The organism is Marinococcus tarijensis (genome assembly GCF_054971385.1).
Genome location: NZ_JBQOJA010000020.1, coordinates 37,417 through 53,745, shown reverse-complemented (window position 1 = coordinate 53,745; position 16,329 = coordinate 37,417). Strand labels below are relative to the sequence as shown.

Sequence of the window (16,329 nt, the reverse complement as noted above, 5' to 3'; positions counted from 1 at the left end):
GATGCTGTGGCATCAGTGATGCCCTAAATGTGTTTCTTTTCTTTGGGGCTCTGGCTTGTCTTTCCTTTTCAAAGAACAATCTGTCGTTATTTTCGCGACTTTTATATATTAACACCGGAGTGTTATTAAGTCAATAACTTTTTTCAGCTGCCTGAACAGCATGCCGCTCTCTTTACGGCGACAAAAAACAATATATCATCGTTTCTTATTTATACGCAACCCATTTTTATATTTTCTTTTAATTTTTTATATAAATGCCGGCTTTCGGGTCAGAAAGCCGGCAGGAAACTGTCTACTCTTCGTGAGAAGCCTGGCTGCGCATTTGCGGAAACAAGAGCACATCTCTGATAGAAGCAGAGTTCGTAAGCAGCATCACCAGCCGGTCAATGCCTATACCGAGACCTCCTGTTGGAGGAAGTCCGTATTCCATTGCTTCAAGATAATCGTAGTCCATCATATGAGCTTCTTCATCTCCAGCTTCTCTTTCTTCCACCTGTTTTTCGAACCGCTCCCGCTGATCTACAGGATCATTTAACTCACTAAAGGCGTTCGCATGCTCACGCCCTACAATAAATAATTCAAAGCGGTCTGTAAATCTTGGATCTTTTTCGTTTTTCTTTGCAAGCGGAGAAATAGCGAGCGGATGACCGTAAACAAATGTAGGCTGAATTAGTTTTTCTTCCACAAAGTGCTCAAAGAATTCATTAACCACATGACCAAAGGACATCGTTTCCCGGATAGGAACATTATGTTCTCTAGCCAGCGCTCTGGCTTCTTCGTCACTCATTTCCTGCCAGAAATCCACGCCGGTTTCTTCTTTGACAGCGTCTACAATGTGCATTCTTTTCCACTGATTGCCGAGTTCAATCTGTTCATCCCCATATTGAAGGGTCGTGCTCTCAAGTACATCTTCTGCGATCTGTACGATCAGGCTTTCGGTCAGGTCCATAATATCTTCATAATCTCCGAAGGCTTCATACAATTCCATCATAGTAAATTCGGGGTTATGGCGAGTGGAAATACCTTCATTCCGGAAGACGCGGCCAATTTCATATACTTTTTCCATGCCACCGACAATCAAACGCTTTAAATGCAGTTCAATCGCAATACGAATGTACAGCTCCATATCCAGAGCATTGTGATGAGTAACAAACGGACGCGCAGACGCTCCTCCCGGTATTGTATGCAGCATCGGTGTTTCCACTTCCAAAAAGCCCTGGCGGTTCAAATGATTTCTCATGGATTGGATGATCTTACTCCGCATGATAAACGTATCTTTCACTTCCGGATTCGCAATAAGATCTAAATAACGCTGGCGGTAGCGCTGTTCAATATCCTGAAGTCCATGGTATTTATCAGGCAGCGGGCGAAGAGCCTTTGTTAAGAGCGTTACTTCTGTGGCCCGCACAGATAATTCCCCTACATTTGTTTTAAACGCACGGCCGCGCACCCCGACAATGTCTCCAATATCCATATCCTTAAAGCCTTCGTATGCTTCGTCGCCGACTTCGTCTTTCCGTACGTAAATCTGAATCTGCCCTTCAAGATCCTGCAGATGGGCAAATCCCGCTTTTCCTTTTCCGCGCTTAGTGACCATGCGCCCTGCTATCGTAATATCCGTATTCTTTTCGCTCAGCTCCTCTTTAGAGAAGTCGTCAAATTCCCGGTGCATGGTTTTTGAATCATACGTACGCGCGAATCGTTCTCCAAATGGGTTTTTCCCTTCATTAATCAGTGCTTCTCGTTTTTCCCGCCGTACACGGAACTGGTCGTTCAGCTCTTGATCCTGGCTCATAGTAGTCTCCCCTTTAGATCGCTTTTAATTTTTCCTTCTATATAACACCTTTTGTTTCCAGTTTTATTCCGGCAGTCATAAACAGAGCGGCTTCCCTGGAAGAAGCCGCTCTGCGTGCAAATGCTTATGCCATACTGGGAGCTTCCGTAGAACCGACAAAATTATATAGTGTTTCCGCCACTTCATCGCGTGTATTCAGTTCATTTACTTTGCCCCGTACTTTAGAGCCGCCGTGCATGCCCTTTAGATACCAGGCCACGTGCTTGCGCATTTCCCGCACAGCCACATCTTCACCTTTCAACTCTATCAAACGGTCCATATGCACGATACACACATCCATTTTTTCCTTTGGAGTTGGTTCTTCTTCCACAAGCTTTCCTGTCTCCAAATACTGTACCGTCCGATAAAACATCCACGGGTCCCCGAGAGCGGCACGGCCAATCATGACTCCGTCTACTCCAGTCGTATCAAGCATCGCCTGGGCGTCCTGAGGGGTAGAGACATCTCCATTGCCAATTACCGGGATGTTCACAGCGTCTTTTACTTCCTTAAGTATTTCCCAGTTCGCCACGCCTTCATACATCTGCACCCGGGTGCGCCCGTGTACCGCTACGCCTTCGCCGCCGGCTGCCTCAATCGCCTGGGCATTCTCCACAGCCAGTATATGCTCGTCGTCCCAGCCCATCCGCATTTTCACCGTTACGGGCTTATCTACTGCGTTCACAGCTGCTTTTACCATTTGGTAAATTTTATCGGGATCAAGCAGCCACTTTGCCCCTGCATCACACTTAGTGATTTTCGGCACAGGACAGCCCATATTTATGTCAATGATATCTGCATTGGTATGCTGATCCACTACTTCAGCAGCCCCGGCCATCGTTTCTTTGTCCCCGCCGAAAATCTGAAGACTGAGCGGTTTTTCCCTTTCATCCACGTAAAGCATCCGCATCGATTTTTCATTTTCATGCAGTATTGCTTTGTCGCTTACCATTTCTGCGCACACGAGCCCTGCTCCAAATTCCTTCGCAATCAGCCGGAAAGCAGGGTTGCTTACCCCGGCCATCGGAGCAAGCACCACCGGGTTATTCATTTCTATGTCACGAATTTTTAACACTACAGCAACCTCCTATGTGTTGTCTTTATTTTTCACACGTCGTCGTTCTCTATTAACAGCTCGCCCCAGTATACTACGTCAGCCCGTTCCTTCTCCGGCAGCTTTTTTACATACCAACGAACCGTCCTGTCCTCGTGAACAAAACGGTCCGGGGCAATATCAAAAAACGGCACCAGCACAAAGGCCCGCTCAGTTAACCGGGGATGCGGAATGATTAAATGCTCCTTGTTCATATTTTCTTCATCATAGATAAGAATGTCAAGGTCCACGGTCCTCGGTCCCCACCGTTCTTCACGTATACGCTCAAGTTCATGTTCAATTCCGTGAAGCACCTCCAGAAGTTCTTCCGGTCCGTAATCAGTGCTCCATTCGGAAACCATATTCAGAAAATGCGGCTGATCAACCACCCCTACCGGCGCGGTTTCATACACCGGTGAAAGCTTTGTCAACTGCATCTGTTTTTTCTGCTGCATAGCCATGACCGCCCGCTTTAAATACTCTTCCCGCTTTCCAAGGTTTGACCCCAGTGCAATAAAAACCTGGGGCATTATGGACGAACCCTGGTCATTTCAATGGCAACATGATCGTAGTGTCCCGGGATTGGCGGATCCGGTTTAATCACTTTTACATGAAGCTGCTCCACGATTCCAAAACGCGCAAATATTGTTTCGGCGATTTTTTCGGCAATCGTTTCCACCAGCCGGTACGTTTGGTTTTCCACGGCCTCTTTTACTGCTTCAAACGCTTCGGCATAGTTAACGCTTTTGTCTACGTCGTCCTCTGCCGCTGCCGGCTTCAGATCCGCTTCAAGCACCAAATTGACGCGAAAGCGCTGGCCGAGCCTGTTTTCCTCCTCAAACACCCCGTGATAAGCGTAAAACTCCATCCCCTGCAAATGAATTTTATCCAACCGAATGCTCCTTTCTTACTCCGAGCATAGCGTCCATCATCCGGGCTACGCGCGTCATTTCTTTTACGTCATGTACACGGACAATATCGCATCCGCGTTCGATACCAAGACTTACTGTAGCGCCTGTTCCTTCCACCCGGTCGTCGGCAGGAAGCTCAAGCGTTTTTGATATAAGCGATTTACGGGAGCTGCCAAGGAGCACGGGGTACGAAAGTGACGTAAACTGATCCATCTTCCGCATCGCTTCGAGATTCTGCTCATAGGTTTTTGCAAAGCCGATGCCGGGATCCAGAATAATGCGGTCTGCCTTGACTCCAGCCTGCTCGCAAATGGCTATGCTTTCATAAACATCCTGAATCATGTCAGGCATCAAATCCTCGTACTCTGTATTATCGCGGTTATGCATCAAAATTATTGGCACGTCGTATTCAGCTGCTACCCGGGCCATGTCGGGATCTGCTTTCGCTCCCCACACATCGTTAATGATATCCGCACCGGCTTTAACAGCTGCCTCAGCGGTGGACGCTTTATAGGTGTCCACACTGATAGGTACGCCTATCCGGCCTCTCAGGGCTTCGAGCACCGGAACGATCCGACGCTGCTCTTCTTCTGCTTCTACAAATGCCGCCCCGGGGCGTGTAGACTCCCCGCCGATATCGATAATATCCGCGCCGTCCTCAACCAGTTTTTCTGCCTGCGCGACAGCCTGCTCCACCTCGCTGTACCGGCCTCCGTCAGAAAAGGAATCCGGCGTCACATTTAAAATCCCCATGACAAACGTTTTTAAGGAAAAATCAAGCTCCCAATTCTTCCATCGCATTACCTGATTGCGCATTTTCTCTCCTCCCTGCCGTGCCAGCTGTTATTTTTTCTCTCTTTCTTTCTGGTAGCGGCGGTGCAGCAGCCGGGCTGCTGAATAGCTTGGAAAATAATAATCCCCAAGGGCCCGGACTGCTGCAATTTCCTGAATAGAATTCGTGACAAACATTTCTTCTGCCGCTTCTACATCCTGCGGGAGGAAGCGTCCTTCCTCCACGGTGTAGTCATTTTCATGTGCTAACTGTATCACAAATTGGCGGGTAATGCCGTTTAAAATACCTGTCTCCACTGCCGGCGTATACAAAGTATTTCCCCTGCGCCAGAAAATATTGGACACGATGCCTTCTGCGGCATACCCTTCGCCGTTAACGAAAATACCCTCCGCATCCGGCCGGTCTTTTATTTCCTGTTTGGCGAGCCAGTTGTTCATATAATGATGGGACTTCATGCGTTCCCGGCCTTCCGGACTGTTCCGCCTCAGCTGAAGCCATAAGGCGTCCTTTTGCATAGGTTCCGCTCCCGCTGCCGGAAGCGGCTTCATGTAAATAACAATAACCGGCTCGAGATAGGGAGTCGTTTGAAGCCCCAGATTTCCAGGCCCTGCGGATACGTTATATCGTACGTAGGCATTCTGCAGCCTATTGGCGTCGAGCAGCTGCTGAATTTCCGCCTCGACCGTTCCACGTTCATAGCGGAAGACAATGCCGAGCTCTTCTGCGCCGGCTTCAAGCCTTTCCATATGAGCATTCAGCAAAAACGGGTGGCCGTTATACACCCGAAACGTTTCAAATAAGCCGAGTCCGTACATAAAACCGTGATCAAACACAGAAAGACGAGCTTCGCCCGCCTTCTTTATCTCGCCGTCTATATACACATACAATGCTACAGCACCTCTTCTGACTGCCGGTGCCGGTCCACAAAGCGCTTGAGCATCTGTTTCCCTTCACCGGTCATAATCGATTCGGGGTGAAACTGCACGCCTTCCACAGGAAGAGTGCGGTGGCGAATGCCCATAATCTCTCCGGCTTCCGTTTCAGAGGTGATGTCAAAGCAGTCCGGCAGTGTTTCTCTTTTCACAATTAACGAGTGGTATCTTGTAGCCGTCAATGGATTTGGAAGATCGGCATAAATACTTACACCGTCATGATGGATAGCCGATGTCTTTCCGTGCATCAGCCGCTCCGCCCGTACAACATCGCCTTCAAAGGCCTGAGCAATCGCCTGGTGGCCGAGACAGACACCAAAAATCGGGATTTCACCGGCAAAGCGGCGTATCGCTTCGACGCTGATCCCTGCTTCATCCGGACTGCAGGGTCCCGGGGAAATCATCAGCATATCCGGATTCAAATGATCAATCTCCTCCACCGTGATTTGGTCGTTGCGCCGCACTTCGAGTTCTTCTCCCATTTCTCCGAGGTACTGCACAAGGTTGTACGTAAACGAGTCATAGTTATCAATCATTAAAATCATGCGAAAATCTTCCTTTCTATTCTAGTCTCAGCTCTGCTCGTGGGTGATGCCGGCCTCTGCTTCGCTCTGTCTTTTCGCTTCCCATAACGCTTTGGCTTTTTTGATTGATTCTTTGTATTCTGCTTTTGGATCAGAGTCGATAACGATCCCGGCCCCTGCCTGAACATGGGCGTACCCATCCTTGGCAAGCATCGTGCGGATGGAAATGTTCAGCTCCGCATCTTTATTGTAGCCGATCCAGCCGAACGCCCCTGTATAAAAGCCCCGGCGTACCGGCTCGAGCTCTTCAATAATTTCCATCGTCCGTACTTTCGGGGCACCGGTAATCGTCCCTCCGGGGAACACTGCCCTTATCATATCATATACCTGCTCTGTTTCAGCAAGTATTCCTCTTACATTGGAGACGATATGCATCACGTGGGAATACCGTTCCACTGCCATTAATTCATCCACCTTTACCGAACCATAGCGGCAGACACGGCCCAGGTCATTTCTTTCAAGATCGACGAGCATGACATGCTCGGCCCGCTCTTTTTCTGTGCCCATCAGCTCCTGTTCAAGCGCCATATCCTCCTGTTCGTCTTTTCCTCTCGAACGGGTCCCCGCAATCGGACGGGTGGACACCTCCGCACCCCGTTTTTTAACCAGAAGCTCCGGGGAGGCACTGGCCGTCTGCCAGTCCGGTGTATGCATATAGCCCATATAAGGGGAAGGATTCAGCTCTCTCAGCTTTTGATAAATATGAAAGGCAGAGGTGTGCAAAAGCTGGGTCTGGCGGGTGGATAAATTCACCTGGAATACGTCCCCCGCGGCAATATACTCTTTAATCTGCTCGACCGCCCCGCCGAACAACTCCCCGGAAAAGGAGGGCACCGACTTTTCGGCAGAAACAGCGCCCTTCGATTCTGAATGCTCCTGTCCGGCAGAATTTTCTGCTGCCTCCATCCATGCTTTTTTCCATTTCTCGACGAATTTAACGGCGTCTTCCTTTTCGGCATGTAAATGCCACACCCACGTTTGCCCGGTTTTTTTATCGTGAATGAAAAACAGGTCATACAGTAGAAAATACGCGTCCGGCATCCTCAGGTCATCCACCGCGTGCTCCGGCAGATGTTCAATATAACGTACATAGTCGTAGCTTATCTGGCCTACCGCTCCCCCCTGGAACGGAGGCAGTGCCGAATCCCCTGGAAGATTGTACGGCTCCATCCATTTTGCCAATGCTTCAAGCGGATCTCCTGCATGCATTTCAGTACTCCCATGTCTATGAAGGCTCGTCTCTCCGTTTTTCCCTTCCACCACCGCAAAGGGACAAAGGCCGGCGATATCGAGTTCGCCCTGACGTCCGCTTTCAAGCAGCACATGGTAAGGCTCTTCCCTGGCAAGAAAGTCGAACGCCTGAAAAAACTGGTCATTCGTCTGAAAAAACGACGTCGTAGTCTGTGTATATGATTCTCCTGCTTGAGGCCCTCGGGCCAGTCGCTCATCCATTATGTGTATGCCCCCGGTTTCATCCAATTCTCTCTTTTTTACAGAAAATTCTCTTTACATTTCTTCCAAGTCTACGAAATTTTTTATAAAAAAACAATCAGAACGCTGCGTTTGCTTCATTACCCTTTTTCGTTTCCATTCACTCCAAATAAACTAAAGCACATCACCAAAAATATTTTTCCATAAAAAAAGCCCGCCCTTTTTTGAGGGTACGGACTTTTAAACGTTTTTTATATCAGTCTACAGTGTCTTCAAACTGATAAAGAGGCGTGCTCAAGTAACGTTCCCCGTTACTAGGAATAACAGCCACAACTTTTTTGCCTTTGCCGAGCTTTTTCGCTTCCTGTAATGCAACATAAATAGCCGATCCGGAAGAAATACCACCCAAAATGCCTTCCTCGCGGGCAGCACGGCGGGCATATTCAAACGACTGCTCCGTCGTTGCTTCCGCTACTTCATCATAAACCTCTGTGTTCAGCGTGCCTGGTACAAAGCCGGCCCCGATACCCTGGATTTTATGAGGGCCTTTATTTCCGCCGTTTAAAATCGGGGAATCCGCCGGCTCAATGCCAACAATACGCATCTCCGGATAGTGCTCCTTCAAAAGGCCGCCTGCCCCGGAAATCGTACCGCCGGTGCCGATGCCGGAAACGAAGGAATCAATCGGTCCGTCAATTTGCTCCAGCAGCTCGCGACCGGTAGTTTCACGGTGAATTTTCGGGTTCGCTTCGTTTTCAAACTGCTGCGGCATAAAGTAGCCTTTTTCTTCAGCAAGCTCATTCGCTTTGGAAATCGCGCCACCCATGCCGTCAGGCCCTGGTGTAAGCACCAGTTCCGCGCCGTATGCACGAAGAAGGTTGCGACGCTCCATGCTCATTGTTTCCGGCATTACCAACACCGCCGGGTAGCCCTTGGCAGCAGCTACCATCGCAAGGCCGATGCCTGTGTTACCGCTTGTCGGTTCAACGATTGTATCCCCTTCTTTTAAACGGCCATCCCGTTCAGCAGCTTCAATCATTGCAAGACCAATACGGTCTTTAACACTGCTTCCTGGATTCATATACTCGAGTTTTAAATAAACATCTGCATCATTTTCCCCGGTTAAACGGTTTAGTTTTACTACGGGAGTATTTCCAATGAGTTCTGTAACGTTATTTGCAGCCTTCATTCATGCTCCTCCTTCAAACACCAAGTAAATTTATTGGTTTTATAATAATTTAATCGTACCAATTTGGTCAACATCTGTCAATCTGTAGATCAAAAGGCGCACAAATAACCTAGGAGCGGTTTTCGATTTCGGAGGTGCGCTCTTTCAGACGCTCCAGATCGTCAACGTCCAGGTGATAGACCTCATTACAGAAGTGACACGTCGTTTCGGCTCCCCCGTCCTTTTCAATCATATCCTGAAGCTCGTCGGTGCCAAGAGAAATAATCGCGTTTTCCACCCGTTCCTTGGAGCACTGGCAGGAAAATTGGACCGGCTGCGTATCGAGGACGTTCACTTCTTCACCGAGGATAATATGAAGAATTTCCTCCGGGGTTTTGCCGTGTTCAATCAGCTTGGACACCGGTGGCATCTGCTGTATCTGCTGCTCAAGGTGCGCTACATATTCTTCCTCTGCGTCAGGAAGAACCTGAATAATAAACCCGCCTGCTGCTTTCACAGAGTTATCCGGATTTACAAGCACTCCGAGACCGACAGACGAAGGCAGCTGCTCGGAATTCGCAAAGTAATACGTAAAATCGTCTCCGAGCTCCCCGGAAACAATCGGAACGTTGCCGGTAAACATGTCCCGCATGCCGAGATCTTTAACGACCGATAAGGTTCCTTCTGTACCGACGGCTCGGGCTACGTCCAGTTTACCGCTGTCGTTCAAATCGAAATGAACCTGCAGGTTGTGGGCATATCCCCTCGTATCACCCGAAGAGTTGCTGTCGACAATAATCGGACCCATTGGCCCGTGCCCTTCAATTTTAATGGTCAGTTTATCGTCGCCTTTAAGCATCGCTCCCATCATGGAACCCGCTGTCATTGCCCGGCCCAAAGCCGCTGAAGCAGTCGGCCATGCCTGGTGGCGTCTGACCGCCTCGTCCACCATTTCTGTCGTGTGTACGGCGTAAGCACGAACCTGATGATTAAACGCTGTTGCTTTTACTAAATAATCCTTCATTGATTTAATTCCTTCCTTTCCACTCTTGCTCTCTATATCATAATATTATCTTTGAAAACCTGATACATAGTATTGTACAAAACCAATTGAAAAACAACTAATCCGCTCGCATTCTCTATTTATGCTATACCGCAGAACGTGCGGAGAAAAACATCCGCTCTCTTTTAAACATACAAAAAAGGATGCCCGCTTAAAGGCACCCTTTTTTGTATACTAGTCGCGACGGTTCGTATCGTCACTGTCCGAGCTCGAATCCGAAGAAGTTGTCTTTTCTTCAGAGGAGGTGTCCTCCGAAGAAGATTCACCGCTGTCGTCTTTTAGGACGTGGTCAGCTTCTTCCTCTTCACGCTTTTGCTCTTCGCTTTTCGTAGCACCCATCTCTTCATCCGATTTATTCGAATAGTGATCCTCCGGAAGCTTGCCGTCTTCAACAAGGGAACGGATCTGCTCTGCATCAAGCGTTTCCAGCTCCAGAAGGCTTTGGGCTACAAGCTCAAGCCGGTCTTTATACTGAGTAAGAATCTGTTTACAGCGTTCGTATGACTCCATAATGATTCTTTGCATCTCATTATCAATTTCGTGAGCGATAGCGTCACTGTAATTTTGTTCGTTCTGCATGTCACGGCCGAGAAATACCTGGCCGCCGCCGCTTGAGCCAAACTGCAGCGGGCCGAGCTTTTCACTCATACCGTATTCGGTAACCATGCGGCGGGCGATATCTGTCGCACGCTGGAAGTCATTATGAGCACCTGTACTCACTTCGTTAAACATAACTTCCTCTGCCACACGCCCGCCTAACAGGCCGACAATTTTATCGAGAAGCTCCGGCTTGGTCATAAAGTAACGATCTTCCTTCGGAAGCATCATTGCATAACCGCCGGCCTGGCCGCGCGGAACGATGGTTACCTTGTGCACCATATCCGCGTTTTCAAGCTTCATGCCAACAACTGTGTGGCCTGCTTCGTGGTGCGCCACGATGTTACGTTCTTTTTCTGAAATAACGCGTGATTTTTTCGAAGGACCGGCAATAACGCGGTCAATCGCTTCTTCCACATGCGTCATTCTGATCTTCTGCATATCAGCACGGGCTGCCACAAGCGCCGCTTCGTTCAGAAGGTTTTCGAGGTCCGCCCCGGTAAAACCAGGCGTACGCTGTGCGATGGCCCGGAAGTTAACGTCTTCTGCAAGCGGCTTGTTGCGCGCATGCACCTGAAGGATTTCCTCCCGGCCGTTTACATCCGGACGGCCGATAAGAATCTGACGGTCAAAGCGCCCCGGACGGAGAAGTGCAGGGTCGAGTACGTCGGCACGGTTAGTCGCTGCAATGATAATGATACCTTCATTGCCGGCAAAGCCGTCCATTTCAACCAGAAGCTGGTTCAGCGTCTGCTCACGTTCATCGTGGCCGCCGCCGACGCCGGCACCACGCTGGCGTCCTACTGCGTCAATCTCGTCAATGAAAATGATACACGGCGAATTTTTCTTCGCGTTTTCAAAAAGGTCACGTACACGGGAAGCACCGACACCGACAAACATTTCCACGAAGTCTGAACCACTGATGGAAAAGAACGGTACGTCTGCTTCTCCGGCGACCGCCTGGGCAATCAGCGTCTTACCTGTACCCGGAGGCCCGACAAGAAGTACGCCTTTTGGAATACGGGCACCGATGTTGGAGAATTTACGGGCATCTTTCAGAAAGTCAACGACTTCTACAAGCTCCTGCTTTTCTTCCTCCGCACCGGCTACGTCTTTAAAACGCACCTTCTTTTTGTCTTCCTGGTACATCTTCGCCTTACTTTTACCAAAGTTCATCATCTTGCTGCCGCCACCCTGGGACTGGCTGAGCAGGAAGAAGAACAGAAGGAAGATAATGATGAATGGAATCATCGTTGTAAGGAAAGTAACCCAACCGCTCGTTTCTTCTTCCGGCTGCGTATCAAATTCGACAGCGTTGCCGTTAGGCCCCTGTGCTGTCTGCAGCTGCTGTGTTGATTCATCTGTCATCGGAATATACGACTCGTATGTTTCCGCATTTTCAGTATCTTCACTGGTGGCAGCTGTTACATTGTAAACTCCGCCCTCGGGCTGGAGCGTAATAGTAGCAAATTCGTTCTCACTAAGACGTTCATTGAACTCTGTACTGCTGATTGTATTTGTATCTCCACCATCGTTTTGGGCAAAGCTGATAATCCCTATAATAACCAGGAATAAAAAAAGCCAAAACACAGTGTTACGAAAAATTCGGTTCATTCCTGACCTCCTCCTGCATACATCGAAAGCTGCAATAATAGTATCATATTCACTTGTCTGTTCCTAATCATCCGCCTTGATAAATCTCGGGCTTTAACACACCGATATACGGCAGGTTCCGGTATCTTTCTGCGTAATCCAGACCGTAGCCCACGACAAATTCATCCGGCACAGTAAAGCCAACCAGGTCTGCGGTAAGGTCCACTACCCGTCCCTCCGGCTTATCCAGGAGCGTTACCACTTTTAACGACTTTGCTCCCCGGGTCTGCAGGAGGCTGATTAAGTATTTAAGCGTGCGTCCACTGTCGATAATGTCTTCAAGTATTACGATGTCTCTGTCGTAAACCGTTGTATCCAGGTCTTTGATAATTTTAACTTCCCCAGTGGAAACCGTGCCCCCGGCGTAGCTTGAAACATCCATAAAATCCATCTCAAGATGAATGTTCATACGCTTGACAATATCAGCCATAAAAGGAAGTGCTCCTTTTAAAACTCCGATCACTAAAGGAAAACGCCCGTCATATTCTTCCGTAAGCGTTGTGCCCAGTTCTTTAATTTTTGTCTGCAGTTCTTCTTCCGAGATTAATATATCCTGTATTTCGTCGTGCATCTGAATGTCTTTACCCTCCCAAGCGAATTTCATTCTTTCATCCGGGCTGAATTTTAACAGCCGCTGTTTTATTTTATAAAACTATAGTCACAAAACAGAAGCATTACAACCATGCTATAAGCTGCCATTGTTAAAAATGGTCCATTTTCAATCATAGCACGTATAAAGGGAATTTGCTTCCCTGCACAACAAATTTTCCGAAATTGTCACTTCTTATTTCACGTGCCTGCTCAGTGCTTTTTCCATACGAAGTAGGCTGATTCTTTTTCATAGCGAAAGGAGGCACGCAGGCCGGGAAGCCATAAAATGGTTCCTTTTTCATCTGTAAATACGGGCCAGTGCGCACGTTCATGCTTTGGGACTTTCTCGTCTATAAACAGACGATGAATTTTTTTCGCTTCCTTCATGCCTGGTATATGTATTCGGTCTCCTGCGCGCGGGGGTCTTACGTATATCGGGAACGAAAGAATTCTTTCCGGTACAGCCACCCACCAATCCGCATCCTCCGGACGGTCACGACTCACCCTGACGATACCGGGACCGTATTTGTAGTCACCGTAGTCAGAAATACGGACCATTTCAGGAAAAGAAGGGCCGGATTTTTCCCTGCTTAAGAATTCCAGCCTATCGTAAGATTTGCGGACCAGTATGCCCCCGGGTAAATGAAGCTCTCCTGAGGCACCTGCGGAAGAAGTCAGACTGATACAGGAATCCACCAAAGAAGCCGAAACGCCTGTTTCTTCTGCAGAAAAATAATAATTTAATAGTAGCGAAACCGTTTCCCTTTGTAAAGCAAGAGGGGTTTCATGAAAAAAATCCATTCTTACAGCTGCATAATTGAAGTCCAGCTTTTCTCCGTAAAAATCGAGAGAATTCCGGGCCTGGCTGCGCATATAGCTTTGCTGCTCTTTCTGCCATTCGTATTTTTCCTGCATGTGCTGATGCACTAAAGGAAATTCATCTGTCAGCGCCGGAATGACATGGCGGCGCACCCGGTTGCGCCTGTAATCGTCCGTAGCATTGCTTCCATCCTCCACGTAAGGTATGCCGTGCTCTTTGCAATAGAGCAGAATTTCTGTTTTTTTCACCCCAAGCAGGGGACGCGCAACCTCTAAACCATTCATTATACGCTTCGGGGCAATTCCTTCTTCGCCGAGAAGCGACCGGCCCGAAGCTGCCTGCATGATCATTGTTTCAAGCTGATCATCCGCATGGTGGCCGGTTATCAGCACGCTGTAGCCAAAATGTTCCATAGTACGGAAAAAGAAATCGTACCTTTTTTCCCGTGCCGCTGCCTGGGTCGCCTTTTCTTCTGGAGCTTCCTTCATAAACATTGCTGCCGAAAAAAAAGGCAGCTGCTGATGCTTCGACCACGCCCGCACCATCTGCGCCTCTGATTTCGATATTTCCGGCCGGAAGCCGTGATTTACATGAGCGATCCCCAGGGTAAATTCATATTTACTCTGTAAGCTTTTCAGGATGGATGCAGCTGCCATGGAATCCGGACCGCCGGACACCGCTGCTAGTACTTTCGCTCCCGGCGGTATCATTTCCCATCTGATGATCCATTCTTCAACGATGCGTTTCATAACGCTGGCCCACTCCTTTGCCAACAGAAAATACCGAAAACGCAAACACAAGACCGGCCGCAATTGCAATGGCCTGCAGCACTGTTTCCACGCCCTGCTCGAGTCCGTATAAATACCGTTCCTGTACGAATGCAAGCATCGTTTCATACGCCCTGCTGCCGGGGATCAGCGGAATAATTCCCGGGAGACTGAAGGTTGTCACCGGGACTTTCATGAACCGGGCAAACCATTGGCTGACAAACGAAGCAAAAAATGCAGCCACCGCCGCCGCAAAAACGAGCGACAGTCCTAAAACCGGCATCAGTGAATAAATCGCCCACGTGCCTACACCGATAAAGCCGCCCCACCAGACGAGCCGGAGCGGAATATTAAAAATAATCGCAAAAGCGATCGTCGCGACAAAACAAAGGCCCAGCTCTAATGCAAACATCGCCATCGTTATTTCCCTCTTTTCCTCAGTCTATACGAAAAAAATTGTGAGTGCCACTGCCACACCGCCTGCTATAGACATGCTTGAGACAGCCGCTTCGGCGCCCCTGGCTACTCCTGCCACCAGATCTCCCGACATTAAATCACGCACCGCGTTCGTCAGCGGTACGCCCGGCACAAGAGGAATAATCGTGCCGATAATTACCTGGTTGGTATTCATTACAAGGCCCATCTGCACCATCAGCATGGCTATTAAAGCACCTGTGAATGATGCCAGAAACTCCGAGAAAAACTTCACTTTCAGCCTCATTTGGTAGCGTACGAGGGCCACCGCTGTCACGAGTCCGCCAAGCGCGGCCGGCAGCATATCCATAATGCTCGAGCCGATCAAATAAGAAAAAGCGCCCCCGCCAATACCGGAAGCCAGGTAAATGAACCATACGGGATAATTCATCGGTGATTCTTCAATTTCTTTTAACTGCTTCTTTACTTCCCTTGAAGTAAGAAGACCGCTTACGTATTCCCTTGAAAGCTGGTTGACTGAGGTCACCTTGCTTAAATCCTGGTAACGCTCCTCAATTCGGAGCATTTGTATATGATCACGCTGGTCTACAGGTGATTTAAACGACAAAAAGATAGCTGTTGTCGTCACAAATGTATTCACCTGCTCCATTCCGGCAGCCCGGCCCATTCTCCGCATTGTGTCCTCTATCCGGAACGTTTCTGAACCGTAGCGGAGCATGAGCTGTCCGGCATGCAGACACATGGCCATAATGTCATCTGCTTTTTCCACGTGCCTCCCCGCCCTTCTTCAATTAATATGTAAATGTGCTTTCGCTTAAAGTATAGAATACTCGCCACCGGAACAAAAGTAGTTTTCAGCAGTGAAACCGCTTTAATTACCTGGAACAAAATAAAACCACTGCCCGGTTGGCAGTGGAAGCATTCAAGTTATAATTTGGTAGCGGCGGAGGGGATCGAACCCCCGACCTTACGGGTATGAACCGTACGCTCTAGCCAGCTGAGCTACGCCGCCATTTATTGCGACATTTACGATTATAAATTGTTTTTATATTAAAAGTCAATATGCGCTAAGAAATTAATTTCTGCTGTAGCCTTTCCCCAAACAAAGAGAGCCTGCCGTGCGCTGGCAGGCTCTCTCCAGGGTTGGAAGCTTTCGGCATTACTTACGGGATTTTTTCCCCTTTTTTTCTGTCTGCTTACGAATAGTGGCCAGGCGTTCTTCACTGTCTTTCATGAAGCTGCTCATTTTATCTTCAAAGCTTGCCGGCCGCTGCTGCTGCGGAGGTTTCGATCCTCCACGGCTCCGGTCTCCCCCGCTTTTTGGACGGCCGCTGCCGCTGCTTTTCGGGCGTTCTTCCTGAGGACGGTCCTGTGCCTTACGGATAGAGAGTCCGATTTTTCCATCATCCTCTACCTTCATCACCTTTACTGTCACTTCATCCCCGACGGACAGAAAATCACTGATGTTTTCCACGTATTTATCCGCGACTTCACTAATGTGAACGAGACCTGTTTTTCCCGGCTCCACTTCTACAAAAGCGCCAAACTTCGTAATGCCGGTAACCTTGCCCTGTATCTTGCTGCCCACTTCAATTGCCATCTAAAAAATGCTCCTCCTTATGGATCCTATATGAAATATAAAAAGAGATTAGTGCAA

Annotated in this window: 16 protein-coding genes and 1 tRNA gene; all 17 read right to left on the bottom strand. The window is 48.7% G+C overall.

Going from position 1 to position 16,329, the window contains the following annotated elements; translation table 11 throughout:
• Positions 1-292: 292 nt before the first annotated feature.
• Complete coding sequence (gene lysS / locus ACTTK7_RS11915) at positions 293-1,795, bottom strand: lysine--tRNA ligase (protein ID WP_462868298.1); 1,503 nt, start codon at positions 1,793-1,795, stop codon at positions 293-295.
• A gap of 124 nt (positions 1,796-1,919) precedes the next feature.
• Positions 1,920-2,909, bottom strand: coding sequence for a tRNA dihydrouridine synthase DusB (gene dusB / locus ACTTK7_RS11910; RefSeq protein ID WP_322525259.1), 990 nt, complete (start codon positions 2,907-2,909; stop codon positions 1,920-1,922).
• Positions 2,910-2,941: 32 nt separating this feature from the next.
• A complete protein-coding gene (gene folK / locus ACTTK7_RS11905) occupies positions 2,942-3,457 on the bottom strand; it encodes a 2-amino-4-hydroxy-6-hydroxymethyldihydropteridine diphosphokinase (protein WP_462868297.1) in 516 nt (171 codons plus the stop codon).
• Positions 3,457-3,819, bottom strand: coding sequence for a dihydroneopterin aldolase (folB, locus tag ACTTK7_RS11900; RefSeq protein WP_462868296.1), 363 nt, complete (start codon positions 3,817-3,819; stop codon positions 3,457-3,459). The genes folK and folB overlap by 1 nt, the downstream gene beginning before the upstream one ends.
• Positions 3,812-4,654 (bottom strand): dihydropteroate synthase, encoded by an 843-nt coding sequence (gene folP, locus ACTTK7_RS11895; RefSeq protein ID WP_462868295.1) that lies wholly within the window; start codon positions 4,652-4,654, stop codon positions 3,812-3,814. Before folP ends, folB begins: the two co-directional genes overlap by 8 nt.
• 27 nt (positions 4,655-4,681) lie before the next feature.
• A complete protein-coding gene (gene pabC, locus ACTTK7_RS11890; RefSeq protein WP_462868294.1) occupies positions 4,682-5,518 on the bottom strand; it encodes an aminodeoxychorismate lyase in 837 nt (278 codons plus the stop codon).
• A 2-nt stretch (positions 5,519-5,520) separates the two neighbouring features.
• Positions 5,521-6,108, bottom strand: coding sequence for an aminodeoxychorismate/anthranilate synthase component II (gene pabA / locus ACTTK7_RS11885; protein WP_462868293.1), 588 nt, complete (start codon positions 6,106-6,108; stop codon positions 5,521-5,523).
• Between the two features lie 27 nt (positions 6,109-6,135).
• Positions 6,136-7,599: an anthranilate synthase component I family protein gene (locus tag ACTTK7_RS11880; protein WP_462868292.1), complete on the bottom strand. Its 1,464-nt coding sequence runs from the start codon at positions 7,597-7,599 to the stop codon at positions 6,136-6,138.
• A 235-nt stretch (positions 7,600-7,834) separates the two neighbouring features.
• Positions 7,835-8,767: a cysteine synthase A gene (gene cysK / locus ACTTK7_RS11875; RefSeq protein WP_462868291.1), complete on the bottom strand. Its 933-nt coding sequence runs from the start codon at positions 8,765-8,767 to the stop codon at positions 7,835-7,837.
• Positions 8,768-8,876: 109 nt separating this feature from the next.
• Positions 8,877-9,770, bottom strand: coding sequence for an Hsp33 family molecular chaperone HslO (hslO, locus tag ACTTK7_RS11870; protein WP_322525266.1), 894 nt, complete (start codon positions 9,768-9,770; stop codon positions 8,877-8,879).
• Positions 9,771-9,983: 213 nt separating this feature from the next.
• Positions 9,984-12,020 carry an ATP-dependent zinc metalloprotease FtsH gene (ftsH, locus tag ACTTK7_RS11865; RefSeq protein WP_462868290.1) on the bottom strand — a complete coding sequence of 679 codons (2,037 nt, stop codon included), beginning with the start codon at positions 12,018-12,020 and terminating at the stop codon, positions 9,984-9,986.
• 67 nt (positions 12,021-12,087) lie between these two features.
• Positions 12,088-12,630 (bottom strand): hypoxanthine phosphoribosyltransferase, encoded by a 543-nt coding sequence (gene hpt, locus ACTTK7_RS11860; protein ID WP_027847186.1) that lies wholly within the window; start codon positions 12,628-12,630, stop codon positions 12,088-12,090.
• A 230-nt stretch (positions 12,631-12,860) separates the two neighbouring features.
• Entirely contained in the window at positions 12,861-14,219 is a 1,359-nt protein-coding gene (tilS, locus tag ACTTK7_RS11855; RefSeq protein ID WP_462868289.1) for a tRNA lysidine(34) synthetase TilS, read from the bottom strand.
• Complete coding sequence (locus ACTTK7_RS11850) at positions 14,203-14,655, bottom strand: threonine/serine exporter family protein (RefSeq protein WP_022792856.1); 453 nt, start codon at positions 14,653-14,655, stop codon at positions 14,203-14,205. The genes tilS and ACTTK7_RS11850 overlap by 17 nt, the downstream gene beginning before the upstream one ends.
• A 24-nt stretch (positions 14,656-14,679) precedes the next feature.
• The gene (locus ACTTK7_RS11845) at positions 14,680-15,441 is read right to left on the bottom strand and encodes a threonine/serine exporter family protein (protein WP_322525270.1); all 762 of its coding nucleotides are present in this window, start codon (positions 15,439-15,441) and stop codon (positions 14,680-14,682) included.
• Between the two features lie 166 nt (positions 15,442-15,607).
• Positions 15,608-15,684: transfer RNA gene (locus tag ACTTK7_RS11840), tRNA-Met, on the bottom strand.
• 147 nt (positions 15,685-15,831) lie between these two features.
• A complete protein-coding gene (locus tag ACTTK7_RS11835; protein ID WP_462868288.1) occupies positions 15,832-16,272 on the bottom strand; it encodes a S1 domain-containing RNA-binding protein in 441 nt (146 codons plus the stop codon).
• Positions 16,273-16,329 lie beyond the last annotated feature (57 nt).